Raw genomic sequence first — 20,350 nt, forward strand, 5'->3', positions numbered from 1 at the left:
GTCACGCTTACCGTTCGTTCCCCTCGGGCACGCTGGCGGTTAGAGTCGCTTGGCGGAACGCCCGGAAATCGGCGGAAAACCAGGCCGACACCCCCGTGGACCCCCACCTCGAGGACACGACATGCCCCGTCCGACTGTCGCACAGCTCGCCTACGGTTCGTGCACGGTGATCTTCTCGGCCCTCGCCATGCTGCTGCTGTCGCAGACGAGTTCGGGTGTGGGGATCGCGCTCGTCGCCCTCGCGGCGCTCGCCCTCGGGCTGCTGGTCGCCCTGACGGTTCCGCTGCCGAAGCCGCGCGCCGCCGCGGTGGAGCAGCCCGCGCCCCAGGAGCCGCTGCGGGCCTCGGTGCGCGCCGAGCCGGTGCGCGAGCCCGTGCACCAGCGGGCCGCTTCCTGAACGAAGGCTTCCGCCTGGCGAAGGGCCTCCGCCCGAGGAGGACACTGCCGCGTGACGACGGCACGCCCGCCTGACGAAGGCACCGCCGCCTGTCGTCAACCGGTGCTGACCACGACCGTTTTGGCCGCCTTGTCGTGCAGGCCCTGCTTGTAGGGCTTGTCGAAGTAGCTCCACCCGCCCGAGATCGCGGTCCAGATACAGGCGCAGCAGAACGCGAACGGCAGCCACAGCACCGCCGCGCGCATCAGCGCGGTCTGCACCGAGGGCGTGGCACCGTTGTCGAGGTTGGCCACCCGCATCTTCAGCCACTTCTTGCCGAGGGTCTGCCCCGACCGGGCCGTCATGAAGGTGTCGTAGGCGATGTACAGGACGGCGGCCACCAGGGACTGGCCGAGGGAACTGGCCGCCTCGAACCGGTCGTCGTCGACGTCGTACTCGTTGACGCCGAAGGCCCAGGTGAGCAGGACCACGACGGCACCCACGAGGATCATGTCGAGGATGCGGGCGAGCGTGCGCTTGCCGCTGTCGGCGAGCGGGGGGATGCCGGCCAGCGGATCGGTGGGCTGGGAACCGCCGCCGTACGGGCCGCCCCCGTACGGGTCACCGCCGTAGGGGCCGCCTCCGTAGGGGCCGCCGCCCTGCTGCGGCGGGGGCTGGGCACCGTAGGGCGAGCCCGCCCCCTCGCCGGGCGGGGGCTGCTTTTTGAACGGGTCGTCTTCCGGCGGCCGGCCGGAGTCGGGGGGCGGTTCGGTGCTCATGGCCCGAGTTGACCGCGAACCCTGCGGCTCCGCATCCGGCGTGGGGCCGTCCGGGGGACCCGATCAGCCGGTACCGACCCTCGGTTTGCTCGCCGTGCGCTCTCAGCCCGCGACGAACGTGTGGGCGGCCTTGTCGTGCCAGCACTGGCGCCACGGCTTGTCGAACAGGCACCACAGGACACCGACGACACCGACGACGAGCAGCCCGGGGACGCTGTAGACCAGCCAGCGGCGCAGGGCCGCGCCGAACTCCGGGGCCTCGTGGGCCTCGATGTCCCGCACCTCAAGACCCAGCAGCTTCTTGCCCAGGGTGCGGCCCCACTTGGCGGTGGGCAGCACCTCGTAGACGACGCCGGCGAGCAGCAGGACGGCCAGGACGATGCCGAGGTACACCGACGTCGTGCCGTCGAGCAGCCAGACCGTGACGGTCTGGCCGGAGAGCTTGGCCGCGTCGATCTTCTCGTTGATGTGGTCGATCGCCTTGATGCCGAGGGGTACGGCGGCCACGGACGTGACGCCCGCGAGGACGAGGGTGTCCAGCAGCCGGGCGGCCAGCCGCCTGCCGAGCCCGGCGGGGCGGGCCGACGCCTGGCGCCGGGCGGCGGCCTGGAACACGTCCTCGACCGGCGGCTTCCAGGGCGCGACGGGCTGCTCGTCGCCACCCGCCCCGGCGAGCCGGTGCACCTGCTGCGCCCAGGAGGACTGGCCGCCGCCCGGGCCGCTGGTCAGAGGGGCGGCCGAGGCGGCTGCCCGAGGGTCGGCGGACTGCGCGGGGACGGCCGGGGCGGGCGCCTGCTGCGGCCCGGACAGGGCCGTCGGCGTGGCCGTGGCCGCGGGGGCTCCGGCTCCCGCCTGCGCCGCGGCGGCCCGGGCGGCGGCGGCCTTCCCGGCACCGAAGCCGGGGCGCTCCGCCGCGCCGGAGGACCCGCCGGGGCCGGCGTGCGGCTGCGTACCGGCGCCGGAGGCGGCCGTTCCCGGCTGACCCGGGGTTCCAGAACCGGCCGACGACGAACCGGCGGCGGCCACCGTCCGGCCGGCCTGGGCGGCAGGGGCCGCCCCCGGCTGACCCGGAGCGCCGAACCCGGAGGCCGCCGGACCGGCGGCGGACCCGGCCGGCCCGCCCTGACCCGGCGTACCGAAACCGGACGACGACGAACCAGCGGGAGAAGCCGCCCTCCCGGCCTGGGAAGCAGGGGCCGGCGCCGAGCCACCGCCCGAGGCGGCCGTTCCCGGCCGGCCCGGGGTGCCGAAGCCGGAAGCGGCCGGACCGCTGCCGGAGGCACCCGTTCCCGCACCCGTCCGTGCGCCGTCGGCCCCACCGGACGCACCCGTGTCGCCGGGCCGGGCCCCGGCCACCCCGCCCTGCTGTCCCGCGCGCGGGGAGAGCGCGCGGAAGGTCATGGTGCCCTCGTCGGCGAGGGGGCCACCGGAACCACCCGGACCACCCTGACCACCCGGGGTTCCGGACGCGCCGGAGGCGGAGGCTCCTCCCCCGGACGCCGCCGTCGGCCTGCGGAACACGAACGTGCTGCCGGAGGCGGCGCCGCCCGGCGCGGAGTCGGTGGGCGGCATCGACGCCGTACCGTCCGTGCGGGCGGACGCGCCGTCGGGCTGGGCGGGGCCGTCGCCCGCGTGCGGCACCCGCGGGTCGGCGCTCTGGGCGCCCTGCGGTGCACCCCAGGACACCCGGCGGTCCTGATCGCCGCCGAAGCCGGACTGGCGGGAGCGGTCGGCGCCCCAGGCGGAGCCGGGTTCGGGCCGGCTGCCGTGCTGGGACTCGGCCGGAGCGGGCTCCTCGACCGGGTCCTCGTCGAAGAAGTGCGGGCCGGTCTCCTCGACGGAGGCGGAGGCGGAAGCGACGGCGGCAGCGGAGGAGGGCTGCGCCGGGCGCACGCCGGGGGGCGGTGCCGGCGTCTCGCCGTCCTTGGGCGCCGGTCGGCTGGTGCCCGGTACCCAGGCGGCACCGTTCCAGTACCGGACATATCCAGGAATGGACGGGTCCGGGTAGTACCCTTCGCGGGGCCTGTCGTCACCGGGGGCCGGGGTTGGGGCGCTCATGTCCGTCGTCCCGTATCTGCTCGGGGGTGTAATGGGGGCCTCCACATCTATCAGACGAGCGCAACCCCCACCGCCCGTCCCGCCGGACCCACCCCTTTCGAACACCGATGTGGTAACCCCGCGCGCGCCCTTGGAAAAAGCGTCCGTGAACCCGCGTCATGCTTACGGCGGACCCCGCTCCCTCCTCCCGTACCGGCCCTCGGGCCGTGCGGGAGCGCGGGTCAGAACAGTTTGCCCGGGTTCAGGATGCCCAGCGGGTCGAAGACCTGCTTGATCGCCCGCTGCATCTCCACCCCCACCGGGCCGATCTCGCGCGCCAGCCACTCCTTCTTGAGTACGCCCACGCCGTGTTCGCCGGTGATGGTGCCGCCGAGTTCCAGGCCGAGGGCCATGATCTCGTCGAAGGACTCGCGGGCGCGCCGGGACTCGTCGGGGTCCGTCGCGTCGAAGCAGACCGTCGGGTGGGTGTTGCCGTCGCCCGCGTGGGCGACGACGCCGATGGTGAGCCGGTACTTCTCGGCGATCCGCTCGACCCCTTCGAGCATCTCGCCGAGCCGGGAGCGCGGCACGCACACGTCGTCGATCATCGTCACGCCCTTGACCGCCTCCAGCGCGGTGAGCGACAACCGGCGTGCCTGGAGCAGCAGTTCGGACTCTGCGGGGTCGTCGGCCGGGACGACCTGCGTGGCGCCGGCGGCCTCGCACAGCGCGCCGACGGCGGCGAGGTCGGCGGCCGGGTCGGTGGTGTCGAAGGCCGCCAGCAACAGGGCCTCCGTGCTCTCCGGGAGGCCCATGTGGGCCAGGTCGTTGACGGCTTTGACCGTCGTACGGTCCATGAGTTCGAGGAGTGACGGGACGTGCCCTCCCGCCATGATCCGGCACACGGCGTCGCAGGCGGCGGCCCCGGAGGCGAACTCGGCCGCCAGCACGAGCTGCTCGGGCGGCTTGGGCCGCAGCGCGAGGACGGCCCGTACGACGATGCCGAGCGAGCCCTCGGAGCCGACGAACAGGCGGGTCAGGTCGTACCCGGCGACGCCCTTCGCGGTGCGGCGGCCGGTGGACATGAGCCGTCCGTCGGCCAGGACGACGTCCAGGCCGAGGACGTACTCGGCCGTCACCCCGTACTTCACGCAGCACAGGCCGCCCGACGCGGTGCCGATGTTGCCGCCGATGGTGCACATCTCCCAGCTGGAGGGGTCCGGCGGGTAGTACAGGCCGTGTTCGCCGACCGCGCGGGAGAGGGTGGCGTTGATGACGCCCGGCTCGACGACGGCGATGCGGTCGACCGGGTCGACCTCCAGGATGCGGTCCATCTTGGTCAGGGACAGCACGATGCAGCCGTCGGAGGCGTTGGCGGCGCCGGACAGGCCGGTGCGGGCGCCCTGCGGGACGACCGGGACGCGCAGCTCGGTGGCGGTCCGCATCACGTGCTGGACCTGTTCGACCGTGCGGGGCAGGACCACCACGGCCGGGGTGCCGGCCGGGCAGAAGCTCGCCATGTCGTGGGCGTAGGAGGCCGTGACATCGGGGTCGGTGAGGAGCGCCTCGGCGGGCAGGCCGCCGCGCAGCCGGTCGACGAGGGTGCCGGTCTCTACGGTGTCTTCATCGCGACGCGCTTCGATACGGCTCATGATCACAGCGTCGCACCGGGGGCCATCGGTGTGAACCCCGTGTACGGCGGCCGCCGTATGCCGAGGTGTGCTCGTCGTACTGACGCACAGTGAGCGTCATGGAGGCCACGGAGAAGGAAGCCATGGAGGCCGCGGAGGCCACGGAGCGGGAAGCCGTGGAGGCCGCGGAGGCCACGGAGCGGGAAGCCGTGCGGCGGTCGCCGGTCCGTCGGCGGGTGCTGATCGGCGTCGCCGCCGGGTGTGCCGTGCTCGGCGGGGTGCTGGCGCTGCCGCCGTGGGAACGGACGCCGTCCCCACCGTCGCCGGCCCCGGGGGCGCAGGCGCTGCGGGCGCAGGCGCTGAGGGCGGTCACCACCAGGGTGCCGGCCGCGCTGCCGGACCTGGCGATGCTGATCGACCAGCGGGAGCGGCACCTGCGGGCCCATCCGAGGGACGCGCGGTCCTGGGCGGTGCTCGGGACGGCGTACGTGGAGCAGGGGCGGCGGCTGGCGGACGCGCGCTACTACCCGCGCGCCGAGAAGGCGCTGCGGACCTCGCTGAAGGTGCGCGGGACACGCAATACGGAGGCGCTGGCGGGGCTGGCCGCGCTGGCGAACGCGCGCCGGGACTTCGCCGAGGCGCGCACGTGGGGGGAGGCGGCGCTGAAGCAGGCGCCGAAGCGGTGGACGACGTATCCGCTGCTGATCGACGCCTGCACCGGGCTCGGCGACCACGAGGCGGCCGGCCGGATGCTGGACCGGCTGATGCAGCTGCACTCCGGGCCGGCCGTCATGGCGCGGGCCGCGGCCGTCTACCGGGACCGGGGCTGGCGGGAGGACGCGGCGGCTGCGTTGTCCGACGCGGCGGCCGGGGCGCAGGCACCGGCCGAGCGGGCGGCGTACCTGGAGCGGGCCGGGCAGCTCGCCTGGGAGCGCGGGGACCGGGAGGCCGCGCTGCGGCACTTCCAGGAGGCGGTGCGTCTCGACCCGGACCAGCGGGCCGCGCAGGCCGGGCAGGGGCGGGCGCTGGCGGCGCTGGGGCGGACGACGGAGGCGCTGAACGCGTACCGGGTGGCCCTCGCCAAACAGCCCCGGCCGGAGTACGCCCTGGAACTGGGCGAGTTGTACGAGCATCTGGAGCTGCCGCAGGCGGCCCAGGTCCAGTACGACCTGCTGCGCGAGCGGGTGCGGGAGGCCGCCGCGGGCGGGGCCGACGAGGATCTGGTGCTCGGGCAGTTCGAGGCGGACCACGGGGACCCGGAGGTCGCGGTGCGGCTGCTGCGGGCCGAGTGGCGGCGCCGGCCGGGGACCGCGGTGGCCGACGCGCTGGGGTGGGCGCTGCACCGGGCCGGGTACCACGAGGAGGCGCTGCGGTTCGCGGTGCGGGCGACGGACCCGGAGCGCGGGGGCGGCGTGCGCAGTGCGCTGTACACGTTCCACCGGGGCATGATCGAGCGGGAGCTGGAGCGGTACGGGGCGGCGCGGCGGCATCTTCAGGAGGCCCTGCGGATCAACCCGTACTTCTCGCCGGCGCGGGTGCGGCAGGCCCGCGAGGCGCTGGCGGAGCTGGGCGAGCCGCCGGTGGACGTGACTCCGGAGTTCACGGCCGAGTCGTGAGGCAGTCGTGAGGCAGTCGTGAGGCACAGCGCGGCCTGAGTGGCGTGCGGGTGCCCCCGTGGCACCCGCACGACGGGAGGAACTCAACCGGGCGGTCGCCGGCTCACAGGTTGCCGCGCCGGGCCTGCTCCCGCTCGATCGCCTCGAACAGCGCCTTGAAGTTGCCCTTGCCGAAGCCCATCGAGCCGTGCCGTTCGATGAGTTCGAAGAAGACGGTCGGGCGGTCCTGGACCGGCTTGGTGAAGATCTGCAGCAGGTAGCCGTCCTCGTCGCGGTCGGCGAGGATCTTCAGCTCGCGCAGGGTGTCGATCGGCACCCGGGTCTCGCCGACCCACTCGCCGAGGGTGTCGTAGTACGAGTCGGGCGTGTCCAGGAACTGCACGCCGGCCGCGCGCATCGTGCGGACCGTCCGCACGATGTCGTTGGTGTTGAGCGCGATGTGCTGCACGCCCGCGCCGCCGTAGAACTCCAGGTACTCGTCGATCTGGGACTTCTTCTTGGCGATGGCGGGCTCGTTGATCGGGAACTTGACCTTGAGCGTGCCGTCGGCCACCACCTTCGACATCAGCGCGCTGTACTCGGTGGCGATGTCGTCGCCCACGAACTCCTTCATGTTCGTGAAGCCCATGACCTTGTTGTAGAAGCCGACCCACTCGTTCATCCGGCCGAGTTCGACGTTGCCGACGCAGTGGTCGATGGCCTGGAAGGTGCGGTGGGCGGGCGGTTCGACGATCGGGTCGGCGGCGACGTACCCGGGGAGGTACGGGCCGTCGTAGCCCGTGCGCTCGACCAGGGTGTGGCGGGTCTCGCCGTAGGTGGCGATCGCGGCGAGGACGACCGTGCCGTGCTCGTCCTTCAGCTCGTACGGCTCGGCGACCGGGCGGGCGCCGTGCTCGATCGCGTACGTGTACGCGGCGCGCGCGTCGGGGACCTCGATGGCGAGGTCGATGACGCCGTCGCCGTGCTCGGCCACGTGCCGGGCGAGGAAGCGGCCCCAGTCGGTGGCGGGCTTGATCACCGAGGTGAGGACGAAGCGGGCGGAGCCGTTCTCCAGCACGTAGCTCGCGGTCTCGCGGCTGCCGTGCTCCGGTCCGGAGTAGGCGACCAGCTTCATGCCGAAGGCGGTCGAGTAGTAGTGCGCCGCCTGTTTGGCGTTGCCCACGGCGAAGACGACCGCGTCCATTCCCTTGACCGGGAAGGGGTCGGCCTGCCGGGCGGTCGTGTCGGGAGTGTGGTGTGTGGTCTGCGTCATAACGGCAGCCTGGCTCCACCTCGCAAGGTGCGCAATAGTTTGCCTGTTCACTGGGCAATCTGTTCAGCGGAATGCGGGAACCGGCGGACTTTCAGTACAGGATGACCACCTCGGAGGCTGCTGTGGCGATCGATCATCTGGACGGCCGGATCATCGTGCTGCTGGCGCGGGAGCCGCGGATCGGGGTGCTGGAGATGTCCCGGCGGCTGGGGGTCGCCCGGGGCACCGCGCAGGCGCGGCTGGACCGGCTTCAGTCGAACGGAGTCATCCGCGGGTTCGGGCCCGAGGTGGATCCGGCGGCCCTCGGCTATCCGGTCACCGCGTTCGCCACGCTGCAGATCCGGCAGGGTCAAGGGGCCGACGTACGGGCGCACTTGGCGACCGTGCCGGAGGTGCTGGAGCTGCACACCACCACCGGCACCGGCGACATGCTGTGCCGGCTGGTGGCCCGTTCGAACGCCGATCTCCAGCGGGTGATCGACCTGGTCGTCGGTTTTGATGGCATCGTCCGGGCCTCCACGGCGATCGTCATGGAGAACCCCGTTCCGCTGCGGATCATCCCGCTGGTGGAGCAGGCCGCGGAGCACCCGGAGAGCTGAGTCATGGGGTGAGCGGCAGTCATGGGGTGAGCGGCGTGGACTTCTGGGAGTACCTGGGCGACCGGCACCAGCAGCTGCTCACCGACGCCTGCCGGCACGCCGGCGCCGTCTTCCCGTGCGTGGTCGTGGCGACCGTGCTGGGAGTGTTGATCGGTGTCGTCACGTATCGCAGTGCGTGGGCGGGCACCCTGGCCACGACGGCCGCCTCGACGATCCTGACCGTCCCGGCGCTGGCCATGATCGGTCTGCTCATCCCGGTCGTGGGGCTGGGCGTGGCGCCGACGGTGGCGGCGCTGACGCTGTACGGGCTGCTGCCGGTCGTGCGCAACGCGATCGTCGGGCTGCGCGGCGTCGACCCGTCGCTGGTGGACGCGGCCAAAGGCATCGGCATGTCGCGTCCGGCCCGGCTGCTGCGGGTGGAGCTGCCGCTGGCCTGGCCGCCGATCCTGGCCGGGATCCGGGTCTCGACGCGGATGCTGATGGGCATCGCGGCCATCGCGGCGTACGCCTCCGGCCCCGGCCTCGGCCACGTCGTCTTCCGCGGGCTGGCCTCGCCGGGCAGCGCGAACGCGCTCAACCAGGTGCTCGCGGGCACGCTCGGGATCGTCGTCCTGGCGCTGCTGTTCGATGCCGCGTACGTCCTGATCGGGCGGCTGACCATGGCCGGGGGGATCCGTGCCTGAAGCATCCGAAGGCGGGGCCGCCGTCGAGCTGGAGAACCTCACCAAGCGGTACCCGGGCAACCCCGGCCCCTCCGTCGACAACGTCTCCATGGAGATCGAGGCGGGCGAGACGGTCGTCTTCGTCGGCCCCTCCGGGTGCGGGAAGTCCACCACGCTCAAGATGATCAACCGGCTGATCGAGCCGACCGGCGGGCGGATCCGCATCGGCGGCGAGGACGTCACCGACCTGGACCCGGTGAAACTGCGCCGCAGGATCGGGTACGCGATCCGGTCCGCCGGCCTGTTCCCGCACATGACGGTCGCCCAGAACATCGCCCTCGTCCCGAGGATGTGCGGCTGGCCGAAGTCCCGGATCCGGGCGCGGGTCGAGGAGCTGCTGGACCTGGTCGGCCTCGACCCCGGCGAGTTCCACGGCCGTTACCCGCGACAGCTCTCCGGCGGGCAGCAGCAGCGCGTGGGCGTGGCGCGGGCGCTCGCCGCGGATCCGCCCGTGCTGCTGATGGACGAGCCGTTCGGGGCGGTGGATCCCCTCACCCGCGGCCACCTCCAGGACGAGCTGATCCGGTTGCGGCACGAGCTGCGCAAGACGATCGTCTTCGTCACCCGCGACTTCGACGAGGCGATCAAGCTCGGCGACCGGATCGCCGTGCTGCGCGAACGCTCCCGCATCGCCCAGTTCGACACTCCGGAGGCGATTCTGACCAACCCGGCGGACGACTTCGTGTCCGGGTTCGTGGGCGCCGGGGCGGCACTGAAACGGCTGAACCTCACCCGCGTACGGGACGTGGAGATCGCCGACTACCCGACGGTGACCGTGGACGACCCGCTGCAGAGCGTCTTCAACCGGCTGCGGGCGAGCGGCACGAACGAGATCCTGCTCCTCGACAGGCGCGGGCGGCCGTACAGGTGGCTCCGGCGCGGTGACCTGATGCGGGCCCGGGGTTCGCTGGCGCGGGCGGGCACACCGGTGTACGACACGGTGACCCGGGACGCGACGCTGCGGGACGCGCTGGAGGCGGTGCTCACCGACAGCGCCGGGCGGGTCGCGGTGACCGGGCGGTTCGGCCAGTACACCGGCGTCGTCGACAGGGAGACGCTCATCGACTCCGTGCACCGGCTGCTGGTGGCCGACCGGCTCGACGCGAGGGAGCACCAGCACGAACCGGAGGAGCCGCGGGCCGCGCGGACGCATGCCGAGCAGGAGGGCGTCGGAGGGGAGCGGACGGCGTGACCACGCTGGAGGCCGCCGCGGAGCCCCGGGCTCCGGTGCGGCCCACGGCCCGGCAGGTCGGCTGGCGGAAGCTGACCCTCCTCCCGACACTGCTGGTCGCGGTCCTGCTCGCGACCTGGCTGTGGTTCCGGCAGGCCGACCTGGACGCGGTCTCCCAGAGCGCCCTGTCGGACGGCCGGGTCACCGAGGCGCTGTGGCAGCACATCGAGTTGACGGTGATCTCCACCTTCTTCGTGCTGATCATCGCGATCCCGCTGGGCGTCCTGCTGACCCGCCGGGCGTTCCGGAAGGCCGCCCCGGTGGCCATGGCGCTCGCCGACACGGGCCAGGCGACCCCGGCGATCGGCCTGCTGGCCCTGCTCGTCATCTGGCTGGGCCTCGGCCGCGGGGCCGCCCTGACCGGCATGATCGTCTACGCCGTCCTGCCGGTGCTGTCGAACACGATCGCGGGCCTGAAGGCGAACGACCCGACGTTGCTGGAGGTGGCGCGCGGGATCGGCATGTCCCCGCTCGGGGTGCTGGCACGGGTGGAGTTGCCGCTGGCGGTCCCGGTCGTCCTCGCGGGTGTGCGTACGGCGTTGGTGCTCAATGTCGGTACGGCGACCCTGGCGGCCTTCGGCGGGGGCGGCGGCCTGGGCGTGCTGATCACCACCGGGATCACCCACCAGCGGATGCCGGTGCTGATGCTCGGCTCCATCCTCACGGTCGCCCTCGCCCTGCTGGTGGACTGGCTGGCCTCAGTGGCCGAACTGCTCTTGCGCCCGCGGGGGTTGGCGTCGGAGCGGGTGGCCTCGGTGACGGCGGTGGAGGAGGGGACAGTGGAGGAGGGGTTCGTCAGGGAGGGGTGAGGGAGGGGGGCAAAGGAGAGGGAGGAGGACCAGCACTTCCAAAGGACTCGTTGCAAAGCCTTCTTTGCAACGCTACCTTTGCATGCATGCCCGAGGAACAGAGCATCCGCGTACTCGACGCCCGTTCCCTGCGCGGACTGGCCCATCCGCTGCGGATGCGGCTGGTGGTCGCACTGCGGCGCGGCGGCCCCGCCACCGCGTCCCAACTCGCCGAGAAGCTGGGCGAGTCCAGCGGAGCGACCAGCTATCACCTGCGTCAGCTCGCCGCACACGGCTTCATCGAGGACGCCCCGGAGCACGGCAAGGGGCGGGAACGCTGGTGGCAGGCGGTGCACATGGGCGTCGAGTTCGACTCCGCGCTGCTCAGGAACCCCGATCCCGGCGTGCGCGGGGCCGCCACCCTGTTTCGTCAGGAGGTCGCGAACCACCACACCCTCGAACTCGCGACGTGGCTGGGCAGCCTGGGCGACAGCTCCCCCGAGTGGGACGACGCGAGCGACATGAGCGACTTCACGCTGCGGCTCACGCCCGACCGCGCCCGCGAACTCGTCGAGAAGATGCACGAGCTGGTCCAGAGCTACCGGCTCCAGCCCGAGGACGCCCCGGGTGCGGAGACCGTCCGCGTCCACACGCACGTCTTCCCCAGCCCGACCGAGTGAAAGGCCACACCCGATGCAGCCCGAGATCCATCTCGCCCTGCACCACGCCCGCGCCGCCGAACTTCAGGCCCGGGCCGCGGCACACCGCCGAACCGGGGGCGTCAGGCGCCTGCCGCGCCTGCGCACCCGCCTCGGCTAGACCCTCGTAGAACTCGGCCTGCGCCTCGCCACCACGCCCCGGCCGGCCGCGGCCGCCCCCTAGGGCAGAAGGGCCCTAGCAGCTCGGAACGGAGCCCTTCCCGGTCTCCAGCGCCACCAGCGCGCTCACCGCGCCCTTCAGGGTCGTCACCGGAATCAGCCGCAGCCCTTTCGGCAGCGCCGCCTCCGCGTCCGAGCACTCCGCCTTCGGTACGAGGAAGACGGTCGCCCCGTCGCGATGGGCGGCCTGGGTCTTCAGGGACACGCCGCCGACCGCGCCGACCGCGCCGTCCGCGGTGATCGTGCCCGTGCCGGCGATGACGCGGCCGCCCGTGAGGTCGCCGCCGCTGCCGTCGCCGCGCAGTTTGTCGATGATGCCGAGGGAGAACAGCAGACCGGCGCTGGGGCCGCCTACGTCGGCGAGTTTCAGGCTGACCTTGACGTTCTTGTCGTCGAGGTCGAGGTAGCCCAGCGCGGCCCGGGTCGCCGCGTCCTGGGACTCCTTCATCTGTTCCGCGTTGTGCCGCTGGATCTCCTTGACGCTGTCGCCGCTCGGGTAGACCGAGTCGCGGGGCATGACCGCCCGGTCGGTGCGGAACCAGTTGTCGATGGCGTCCGGGAGCGTCACGCGGGCGTCCGGGGCGGTCGCGACGATCGTCGTCATCCGCAGCTGCCCGCTCGTCTCCCGCATCGGCGCACCCGAGATCGTGATCACCGGCGCGCCCTTGTCCTTCCCGAGCACGTCCGTCGTCTGCCCCGGCTGCGCCACCGAGAACGGCAACGGCGCGAACGCCGCGGTGGCCAGCAGGGCCGCGACGGGCAGGGCACAGACGGCGAGGGCCTGGGGGCGCGTGAGACGAGAGAGCACGGCATCAATCTAACGCGGGCGCCGGATCCGGCCAGGTGGTGGTCGGGCCGCAGGACCTTACGCGGTTCCGCCCACGTCAGCGCAACGCCTCCGCGACCTCCCGCGCCGCTTCGACCACCCGGGGCCCCACCCGCTCCGGCACCACGTCCGCCAGCATCACGACCCCGACGCTGCCCTCGATGCCGGTGAGCCCCAGCAACGGCGCCGCCGCCCCGCACGCCCCCGCCTCCAGCTCGCCGTGCGTCAGCGTGTAACCCGGGTCCCCCGTCGGCTGCTGCCGTGCCGCGAGGATGGCCTTGCCCGCCGCGCCCCGGTCCAGCGGATGCCGGAACCCGGCCCGGTAGGCCACGTGATAGTCCGTCCACGTCGGTTCGACCACGGCCACGGCCAGCGCCTCGGCGCCGTCCACCAGCGTCAGATGCGCCGTCGCCCCGATGTCCTCGGCCAGCGACCTGAGCGCCGGCATCGCCGCCTCCCGCACCAGCGGATGCACCTGGCGCCCCAGACCCAGCACCCCGAGCCCGACCCGGGCACGCCCGCCCAGGTCACGGCGTACGAGGGCGTGCTGCTCCAGCGTGGCGAGCAACCGGTACACGACGGTCCGGTTCACGCCCAGCTTGTGGGACAGCTCGGTGACGGTCAGGCCATGGTCCGTATCGGCCAGCAGCTTGAGGACACGCAGCCCTCTGTCGAGCGTCTGGGAGGTCTCCGCGGTCACGACGCCCACTCCTTAGTGGTGAGGTCGGCGGCCCCCTCGCGGCGGATGCGTCACCGAGTCCCGTCCGTGACGCGCATCAGAGGCCGCCGATCGGCCGGCGGCCCGGCCTTGTCCCGGGCTCAGTCGCTTCACGGCTGCGCTCCGCGGCGGCGCTGCCACGGGGCGTGTGCGTAGCGGGACAGTAGCGAGCCGGTTCGCTCAGCGGAAGGCTCCGTCCAGAATCCGGGCAATGGCCAGGATGAAGTACTTCCTTTTGTCCTGATACGTGCCTCATACGTGCGCGGGCGTACGCCGACCTGCCCGGCCCCCCGCCGAGGCGCCGCGGCGTCACCGCATGCGGGTGGCCCACTCCTGCACCTTGGCGATCCGCTGCCGCAGCTGCCCCGCCGTGGCCTCGGCGGCGGGCGGCCCCCCGCACACGCGCCGCAGTTCCGTGTGGATCACTCCATGGGGCTTGCCGCTCTGGTGGACGTACGCGCCGACCATCGTGTTGAGCTGCCGCCGCAGCTCCATCAGCTCCTTGTGCGTGACCACCGGCCGCCGCTCGGCGGGCAGTTCGAGCAGGTCGGCCTCGTCGTCCGGCTTCTTGCGGCTGTGCGCGATCTGCCGGGCCTGCCGCTTCTGCAGCAGCAGTTGCACCTGCTCGGGCTCCAGCAGCCCCGGGATGCCGAGGTAGTCCTGCTCCTCTTCACTCCCCGGGTGGGCCTGCATGCCGAACTCGGCGCCGTTGTACATGACCCGGTCGAAGACCGCGTCGGACTCCAGCGCCTCGAAGGGCAGCATGTCCTGCTCGCCGGTGTCCTCGTCCTTCTGCTGCTCCGCCTCCTTGAGGAGCTTCTCCTCCTCGGCGTACGGGTCCTCCTCGCCGCCCTTCTTCGGCTTGTCGAGGACGTGGTCGCGCTCGCGCTCCATCTCGCCTGCGAAGGAGAGCAGGTCGGGCACGGTCGGCAGGAAGACGGAGGCCGTCTCGCCACGCCTGCGGGACCGTACGAAACGCCCCACGGCCTGCGCGAAGAACAACGGCGTCGAGATCGTCGTCGCGTACACCCCGACCGCGAGCCGGGGCACGTCGACGCCCTCGGACACCATGCGGACGGCGACCATCCACCGGTCGTCGCTGTTGCTGAACTCGTCGATCCTCGCGGACGCGCCGGCGTCGTCGGACAGCACGAGGGTCGCCTTGTGCCCCGTGATCTCCCGGATGAGCTTGGCGTACGCACGCGCCGACTCCTGGTCGGAGGCGATGACGAGCGCGCCCGCGTCCGGGATCGCCTTCCGGACCTCGGTCAGCCGCTGGTCGGCGGCGCGCAGCACGGCGGGCATCCAGTCGCCGCGCGGATCCAGGGCCGTACGCCAGGCCTGGCTGATGGCGTCCTTGGTCATGGGCTCGCCGAGCCGGGCCTCGATCTCATCACCGGCCTTGGTCCGCCAGCGCATGTTGCCGCTGTAGGAGAGGAAGATGACCGGCCGCACGACCCCGTCGGCCAGCGCCGACCCGTATCCGTACGTGTAGTCGGCCGCGGAGCGCCGGATCCCGTCCGGCCCCTCCTCGTACGTCACGAAGGGGATGGGATTGGTGTCGGACCGGAACGGCGTACCGGTGAGGGCGAGACGGCGCGTGGCGGGCTCGAAGGCCTCGAGGCAGGCCTCACCCCAGGACTTGCTGTCACCGGCATGATGGATCTCGTCGAGGATGACGAGGGTCTTGCGCTGCTCGACGCGGTTGCGGTGCAGCATGGGCCGCACGCCCACACCCGCGTACGTGACCGCGACCCCGTGGTACTCCTTGCCGAGCGGCCCCGCGCTGTACTCGGGATCCAGCTTGATCCCTATCCGCGCGGCCGCCTCCGCCCACTGCTTCTTCAGGTGCTCGGTGGGCGCGACCACGGTCACCTGCTGCACGACATGGTGGTGCAGCAGCCAGGAGGCCAGGGTCAGCGCGAAGGTCGTCTTACCGGCGCCGGGGGTGGCGACCGCAAGGAAGTCGCGTGGCTGCTCCTGGATGTACTTCTCCATCGCCCCCTGCTGCCAGGCACGCAGCTTGCTGGCGGTGCCCCAGGGGGCGCGGCCGGGGAACGCCGGGGAGAGGTGGTGCGAGTGGGAGGAGCTGGCGGTGGTAGTCACGGTCTCCGTGTATGGGTCGGGCGGCTCGGTCGAGAGAGCCTGACGGCTCGGCTACGTATGACAACCGGGCCACCCTACCGGCGGCCCGGCGGTGTCAACGCGCGGACTGCGCCGGGTCGCCCGAGGGTGGGACCGACGTCACAACCGCCTCAGTCGCTGCGCGATCCCGGGACATCACTCTCCGCTCCGGACGCCACGTCGACGACCAGACCACCGGTTCACGCCTCACCGCTCCCGCAGCCGCGTCGTCACCCAGGCCCCCAGCAGCGCCACGCCCGCCATCGGCAGGAACACGGCGGCGAATGCAGCCGGATGGGAGCCGGAGGCCTCGCTGGCTGTGTGCGTGACCGTGCCGCCGCCCAGGGCCGCGAAGGCGGCGCCGCCCACGGCCAGCAGCAGGACGTTGGACAGGCCGTCCGAGATTTGGAGCGCGGCGGAGTTGGTGCCGGCCTCCTCGGGGGCGGACAGGTGCAGCAGGAGCACGCTCGTGGAGGAGATGACGAGCCCCATGCCGAAGCAGCCGAACGCCCAGGCGACCGCCACCATCCAGGCCGGCACGGCGTCGATCAGCACACTCGGCGCCGTGGCGATGGCCGCCGCCACCAACAGCATCCCGACGGTCATCAGCCGCTCCCGGTACGGCTCGACCCGCGCCCGGGACTGCACCCACGAACCCAGCGCCCACGTCCCGCCGCCCGCCGCGAGCGAGAACCCGGCCAGCGTCGGGGACAGCCCGCGCTGCGTGACCAGCATCAGCGGCACGAAGGACTCCGCGGCGATGAACGACCCCGCGGCGACCCCGCGCAGCAGCACGACCGACGGGAGCCCGCGGGCCGCCCGGTACGTGCCGCGCGGCAGCAGCCCGAGCACGGCCGGGACGAGCAGCGCCACGCCCGCCGCACCGGGGAGGAGCGAGGCCCATCTCAGATCCTGGGCGGCGTACTGGAGCAGCCCGGCGCCCAGGGAGATACCCAGCGCCAGCCGGATGCGGTGGCGGTCGAAGGATGCGGACTCCTCGGTGCCGTCCGCGGGCCCCGCGGCCCGGCGCCGGATCTGCGGCAGCGCGAGCGCCAGCGGGAGGACGACGAGCACCGGGATCCCGACGAACACCCACCGCCAGCCCAGCTGCTCGGTCACCGCACCCGCCGCCAGCGGCCCGACGATCGAGGGAACGACCCAGCCCGCCGCGAACGCCGCCATGATCGCCGGCCGCAACCGCTCCGGATACGCCCGCCCGACCACGACATACAACGCGACGATCACCAGCCCGCCGCCGAACCCCTGCACGGCCCGACCGAGGATGAACACCCACATCACCCCGGCCGTCCCCGACAACAGCAGCCCGGCCGCGAAGGAGGCGATCCCCGTCGTCAGCGCCCCCAGCGGCCCCCGCCGGTCCGACCACTGCCCCGCGAGCACCATCCCGAACAGGCTCGTCGTGAAGTACCCCGAGAACGCGAACGCGTACAGCGACACCCCGTCCAGCTCCCGCGCCGCGACCGGCATCGCCGTCCCCACCGCCGTCGCCTCGAAGGCGATCAGCAGCACGACGGAGACGATCCCGATGCTCAGTGCCCGGTACGACCGACTCAGCACGGTCCTCTGGTCCCGCTCGGCGGCCGAGGGCAGGTCGGGAGTGTCCTTGGTCTCTACGGCCTCTGCCGTGTCTGCGACATCGGTGTCGCGCGGGTCCGGGGCGGTCATGCCCGCCAGAGTAAGGGCCACGGGCCGCCTTGACCCCTGTCGAGAGTCGGTCCGGGCCTGGGACCTTGGTCGTACGACCGAGCGTCGAGCGCGCCCATTCATGAACGGCGTATGGCAGTCGCGTTGCAGGGCCCCGGGTTTCCTTGAGTGCAGGGTCGGGAGCGGCCTACGGTCATGACACGAAGTCCGCACACGGCCGTGTGCCCGAGTGGTTGAGGGGCTCGCCTGCAAAGCGAGTAACGCGGGTTCGATTCCCGCCACGGCCTCCAACGCCTTGGTGGGGGCGGCAGGCAGCCGGGAGGAAGAGCACAACCCCCAACGCTCTCCAGGTGTCCAGGACATGACCGGGTGGCCAACACCCGGTCGCCGTGCTTCCTGTTCCGACGAGGAGACCCACCGTTGCGCCAGCACAGCCGCCCCCACCTCCGCCGCTCCGCAGCCGTCGTGGCCGCTGCCGCGATCGCCGCTGCCGTTCCCGCAGTTGCCGCGCCCGTGGCGTATGCCGAGGAAGGCGGGCCCGCTCTGGTGATCTCGGCTCTGCCGCGCACCGCTTTGCAGCCCGGTGAGGTGTACGAGGAGTCCGTCACGCTCACCAACAAGGGCACGGCCGCCGCGGACGGTGTCACCTTCCGGGTGCGGCTGACCCGGGGGCTCGACTTCACCGAGCCTGTCGAGGGCTGCACCTATTCGACCCTCGACAACCAGGTCAGGCAGGCGCTGTGCGAACTGGACATGGTGGTCGAGCCCGGCGCCTCCGTCACCACGCCCGTTCGGTTCAAGGCGCTGCCGAAGGCGCTGATGGAGGCCGTCGAGTACGGCACCGGTCCCACCGGTGAGGCCCCGGGTGAGGGGTTCGACGACAGCTACCGGCGCATGACCCTGACCGCCGACAGCTCGGCCGACCTCGTCGCGGTCGGTGAGGAGACCGAGGCGCTGCCCGGCGGCAGGCAGTCGGTCACCGCGACGCTGCGCAACGACGGACCCGGCTGGGTCCAGCAGCAGGAGAGCGACGACGCCCCGGGCCTGTTCGTGCGGATCCCGCCCGGCACCGTCGCCGTCGAAGTGCCCAAGCAGTGCCTGCCGTTCGGGATCGACGGTCCGACCGGGCCCTCGGCACCGGGCAAGCCCCAGTACGTCTGCCTGCCCGCCGGCGGTGTCCTCGAGGTCGGTCAGTCCCTCGACTTCACGTTCCTGCTGAAGGTCGAGGACACCGCGCAGGACACCAAGGGCGCGGTCAGGGCGTCCTCCGTGTACGACATCGCCCCGAAGTACGACGAGAACCCCGCCAACAACACGGCCGAGATCAGCATCGACCTGCCGAGCGACAACGAACCCGGTCCCGGCCCGAGCCCTTCGGGCGGCACCAGCACCGGCGGCGGATCCGCAGGCGGCGGCTCAGGAGACGGCGGGGCCGGCACGGGCGGGAACGACCCGCAGGGTCAGGCCGCAGGCGGCTCGGGCACCACGGGCCCGGGGTCGGCGGGTGCCCCGGCAGGGGACTCCGGCAATGGCTCCGTCAGCGGCAATCTGGCGAGCGCGGGCTCCGACGGCACCCCGCTCCTGGCAGGTGCCGCGGCTGCCGCCGCCGCGCTCGGCGGTCTGCTGGTCCTGGCCGTACGGCGCCGCCGTGCGGGCGTCACGTCCTCCTGAAGCCCCGCACCTCGCACAGCCCTACGGCAGCCGCGCCCGGGCCCCCCGATCAAGGCCCGGAGCGCGGCAGCCCAGGCCGTCGCTTCACAGCACCCCGCCCGCCTCGTCCTGGAACAGCTCGGTCCAGTAGTGCCGGCCCGTGTCGGTCGTGGTGCCGGTCGGGTCGATGGCGGACAGGACCTGGAGCATCGTCATCGCGAGCTGGTCGTACGTGTCGGTCGTCAGCGCGTGGCCGGACTCCTCGTCGATCGCGTGCTCGCGGTGCAGCAGCCAGAGGGTGAAGGCGAGGGTCGAGATGTCCGTGTTCAGCGGGTGGAGGGCGGCCTCGGGCTCGCTCCAGTTGAGGATGGCGCCCGTGGTGCCGTCGACGACCAGGCTGTTGTCCTCGACCAGGTGGCCCAGGCGTATCAAGTGGTCGGCGCGGGCCGGGAGTCGATCGGCCGGGAACGCGCCGGGGCGTTCGTCCTCGTAGTACTCCGCCAGCGTGCGCAGCGGTACGTCCGGGTCCAGGTGGAAGAGGAAGCCGTCCTCCGGCAGGCCCGTCTCGCGCAGGAAGCGGCGGGTCGGCTCGTGCGTGAGTGTCGCGGGGAAGTCGACGTCCTCGAAGCGGGCCATGCGGCCCTGCCCGAACTCCTGGTCCAGCAGGCGCACCGGAAGGTCCAGGGCCAGTCCCGACTTCGTACCGGGGCCGGCCACCAGGGCGAGGGGGCGGATCAGGGCCGCCATCTTCCAGAACGGCGGCACCTCACCGTCCGTGCCCTCCTCGAACAGCGCGAGGAGCTGCCGCGACGCCTCGGCCACCGCCTTGGTCCCGAAGCGGTCCGCGTAGGCCGCGAACTGGCCGCGCAGTCCGGCCAGTTCGTCCGTCGCCGTGGCGAACCGCACCAGCGTCAGCAGGGACGGGGCGAGCGGGCGGCGGTCCATCAGGTCGGGGCGGTCGTGGAAGAAGTACGTCGTCGAGACCTCGCCCGTCGCGCCGTCGAGCAGGACCGACTCCGCCTCCAGTCCGGCCGGGTCCAGCAGTCCCCCTATGACCAGCTGGTCCCGCAGTTCCGCGGCCAGCCGGCCCTCCGGGTCGCCGGTCGAGTCCGCCACGGTCCGCAGGCCCTCCCGGCGCAGCTCCGCGAAGCTCACCAGGCCGCTGTCGCCGGGCAGTCCGGGGCCGGTCAGCCAGCGGCGCGTCGGCGTGTGCGTGACGTACGGATCCAGTTCGGCATCGGTCAGCGTGATCGTCGCCGTGCCGGCGTCGGTCGTGCTCATGGTTCCCCCGCGCTTACGTGTTCAAGTCCCGTGCTTGAGAGCCCGGGCAGGAAGGCCCCGCCCCGGGCAGGACAGGCCCGCCCGTCCTCCGGGTCCGGCAGCCGTCCCCCACTGCCCAGAACACTACGCGCCACCACTGACAACGCCCCCGGATCCGAGACCGCTCGGCTCAGCCCA

18 protein-coding genes and 1 tRNA gene are annotated in these 20,350 nt (G+C 72.7%); 10 read left to right on the plus strand and 9 right to left on the minus strand.

Annotation, left to right across the window (positions count from 1 at the left end; genetic code table 11):
* Positions 1–121: 121 nt before the first annotated feature.
* Positions 122–397, plus strand: a complete 276-nt coding sequence (locus ACYVMZ_RS05780; protein WP_461076069.1) for a hypothetical protein — start codon at positions 122–124, stop codon at positions 395–397.
* Positions 398–492: 95 nt separating this feature from the next.
* Here the strand turns inward: ACYVMZ_RS05780 and ACYVMZ_RS05785 are convergent, their stop codons facing one another.
* The 3 genes from ACYVMZ_RS05785 to ACYVMZ_RS05795 form a co-directional block, all read right to left on the minus strand.
* Positions 493–1,155, minus strand: coding sequence for an RDD family protein (locus tag ACYVMZ_RS05785; RefSeq protein WP_461076071.1), 663 nt, complete (start codon positions 1,153–1,155; stop codon positions 493–495).
* Between the two features lie 102 nt (positions 1,156–1,257).
* A complete protein-coding gene (locus ACYVMZ_RS05790; RefSeq protein ID WP_461076073.1) occupies positions 1,258–3,213 on the minus strand; it encodes an RDD family protein in 1,956 nt (651 codons plus the stop codon).
* Between the two features lie 221 nt (positions 3,214–3,434).
* Positions 3,435–4,850, minus strand: coding sequence for an FAD-binding oxidoreductase (locus ACYVMZ_RS05795; RefSeq protein WP_461076075.1), 1,416 nt, complete (start codon positions 4,848–4,850; stop codon positions 3,435–3,437).
* Positions 4,851–4,942: 92 nt separating this feature from the next.
* Here ACYVMZ_RS05795 and ACYVMZ_RS05800 point away from each other — a divergent pair, with 92 nt between their 5' ends.
* Positions 4,943–6,439 (plus strand): tetratricopeptide repeat protein, encoded by a 1,497-nt coding sequence (locus ACYVMZ_RS05800; RefSeq protein WP_461076077.1) that lies wholly within the window; start codon positions 4,943–4,945, stop codon positions 6,437–6,439.
* 103 nt (positions 6,440–6,542) lie between these two features.
* Here ACYVMZ_RS05800 and hppD read toward each other — a convergent pair whose 3' ends face one another.
* Positions 6,543–7,691: a 4-hydroxyphenylpyruvate dioxygenase gene (gene hppD / locus ACYVMZ_RS05805; RefSeq protein ID WP_461076079.1), complete on the minus strand. Its 1,149-nt coding sequence runs from the start codon at positions 7,689–7,691 to the stop codon at positions 6,543–6,545.
* A 122-nt stretch (positions 7,692–7,813) separates the two neighbouring features.
* Between hppD and ACYVMZ_RS05810 the strand changes: the two genes are divergently transcribed.
* From ACYVMZ_RS05810 to ACYVMZ_RS05835, 6 genes are all read left to right on the plus strand, one after another.
* On the plus strand, positions 7,814–8,290 hold the full coding sequence (locus tag ACYVMZ_RS05810; protein ID WP_461076081.1) for an Lrp/AsnC family transcriptional regulator: 477 nt from the start codon (positions 7,814–7,816) through the stop codon (positions 8,288–8,290).
* Between the two features lie 35 nt (positions 8,291–8,325).
* On the plus strand, positions 8,326–8,973 hold the full coding sequence (locus tag ACYVMZ_RS05815; protein WP_461076366.1) for an ABC transporter permease: 648 nt from the start codon (positions 8,326–8,328) through the stop codon (positions 8,971–8,973).
* On the plus strand, positions 8,966–10,204 hold the full coding sequence (locus tag ACYVMZ_RS05820) for a betaine/proline/choline family ABC transporter ATP-binding protein (protein WP_461076083.1): 1,239 nt from the start codon (positions 8,966–8,968) through the stop codon (positions 10,202–10,204). The genes ACYVMZ_RS05815 and ACYVMZ_RS05820 overlap by 8 nt, the downstream gene beginning before the upstream one ends.
* Positions 10,201–11,052, plus strand: coding sequence for an ABC transporter permease (locus ACYVMZ_RS05825; RefSeq protein WP_461076085.1), 852 nt, complete (start codon positions 10,201–10,203; stop codon positions 11,050–11,052). The genes ACYVMZ_RS05820 and ACYVMZ_RS05825 overlap by 4 nt, the downstream gene beginning before the upstream one ends.
* 86 nt (positions 11,053–11,138) lie before the next feature.
* Positions 11,139–11,711 carry an ArsR/SmtB family transcription factor gene (locus ACYVMZ_RS05830; RefSeq protein ID WP_461076087.1) on the plus strand — a complete coding sequence of 191 codons (573 nt, stop codon included), beginning with the start codon at positions 11,139–11,141 and terminating at the stop codon, positions 11,709–11,711.
* 13 nt (positions 11,712–11,724) lie between these two features.
* On the plus strand, positions 11,725–11,850 hold the full coding sequence (locus ACYVMZ_RS05835; RefSeq protein ID WP_461076089.1) for a hypothetical protein: 126 nt from the start codon (positions 11,725–11,727) through the stop codon (positions 11,848–11,850).
* A 75-nt stretch (positions 11,851–11,925) separates the two neighbouring features.
* Here ACYVMZ_RS05835 and ACYVMZ_RS05840 read toward each other — a convergent pair whose 3' ends face one another.
* The 4 genes from ACYVMZ_RS05840 to ACYVMZ_RS05855 form a co-directional block, all read right to left on the minus strand.
* Positions 11,926–12,717 carry a S16 family serine protease gene (locus ACYVMZ_RS05840; RefSeq protein ID WP_461076091.1) on the minus strand — a complete coding sequence of 264 codons (792 nt, stop codon included), beginning with the start codon at positions 12,715–12,717 and terminating at the stop codon, positions 11,926–11,928.
* Between the two features lie 76 nt (positions 12,718–12,793).
* Positions 12,794–13,435 (minus strand): IclR family transcriptional regulator, encoded by a 642-nt coding sequence (locus tag ACYVMZ_RS05845; RefSeq protein ID WP_461076093.1) that lies wholly within the window; start codon positions 13,433–13,435, stop codon positions 12,794–12,796.
* 327 nt (positions 13,436–13,762) lie between these two features.
* Positions 13,763–15,559, minus strand: coding sequence for a DEAD/DEAH box helicase (locus ACYVMZ_RS05850; protein ID WP_461076095.1), 1,797 nt, complete (start codon positions 15,557–15,559; stop codon positions 13,763–13,765).
* 225 nt (positions 15,560–15,784) lie between these two features.
* Positions 15,785–17,263: an MFS transporter gene (locus ACYVMZ_RS05855; protein WP_461076097.1), complete on the minus strand. Its 1,479-nt coding sequence runs from the start codon at positions 17,261–17,263 to the stop codon at positions 15,785–15,787.
* A 194-nt stretch (positions 17,264–17,457) separates the two neighbouring features.
* Between ACYVMZ_RS05855 and ACYVMZ_RS05860 the strand changes: the two genes are divergently transcribed.
* Together ACYVMZ_RS05860 and ACYVMZ_RS05865 are read left to right on the plus strand one after the other, a co-directional pair.
* Positions 17,458–17,532, plus strand: a tRNA-Cys gene (locus tag ACYVMZ_RS05860).
* A gap of 130 nt (positions 17,533–17,662) precedes the next feature.
* Positions 17,663–18,913 (plus strand): COG1361 family protein, encoded by a 1,251-nt coding sequence (locus tag ACYVMZ_RS05865; protein WP_461076099.1) that lies wholly within the window; start codon positions 17,663–17,665, stop codon positions 18,911–18,913.
* A gap of 84 nt (positions 18,914–18,997) precedes the next feature.
* Here ACYVMZ_RS05865 and ACYVMZ_RS05870 read toward each other — a convergent pair whose 3' ends face one another.
* Positions 18,998–20,173, minus strand: a complete 1,176-nt coding sequence (locus ACYVMZ_RS05870; protein WP_461076101.1) for an SUKH-4 family immunity protein — start codon at positions 20,171–20,173, stop codon at positions 18,998–19,000.
* Positions 20,174–20,350: the final 177 nt, after the last annotated feature.

It is taken from the genome of Streptomyces deserti (assembly GCF_054782695.1).

Excerpts from the sequence above, each read along its gene's own strand:
- ACYVMZ_RS05785 (WP_461076071.1), bottom strand. The coding sequence starts at position 1,155 with ATGAGCACCGAACCGCCCCCCGACTCCGGCCGGCCGCCGGAAGACGAC.
- ACYVMZ_RS05835 (WP_461076089.1), top strand. The coding sequence starts at position 11,725 with ATGCAGCCCGAGATCCATCTCGCCCTGCACCACGCCCGCGCCGCCGAA.
- hppD (WP_461076079.1), bottom strand. The coding sequence starts at position 7,691 with ATGACGCAGACCACACACCACACTCCCGACACGACCGCCCGGCAGGCC.
- ACYVMZ_RS05780 (WP_461076069.1), top strand. The coding sequence starts at position 122 with ATGCCCCGTCCGACTGTCGCACAGCTCGCCTACGGTTCGTGCACGGTG.
- ACYVMZ_RS05800 (WP_461076077.1), top strand. The coding sequence starts at position 4,943 with ATGGAGGCCACGGAGAAGGAAGCCATGGAGGCCGCGGAGGCCACGGAG.
- ACYVMZ_RS05830 (WP_461076087.1), top strand. The coding sequence starts at position 11,139 with ATGCCCGAGGAACAGAGCATCCGCGTACTCGACGCCCGTTCCCTGCGC.
- ACYVMZ_RS05855 (WP_461076097.1), bottom strand. The coding sequence starts at position 17,263 with ATGACCGCCCCGGACCCGCGCGACACCGATGTCGCAGACACGGCAGAG.
- ACYVMZ_RS05870 (WP_461076101.1), bottom strand. The coding sequence starts at position 20,173 with ATGAGCACGACCGACGCCGGCACGGCGACGATCACGCTGACCGATGCC.
- ACYVMZ_RS05790 (WP_461076073.1), bottom strand. The coding sequence starts at position 3,213 with ATGAGCGCCCCAACCCCGGCCCCCGGTGACGACAGGCCCCGCGAAGGG.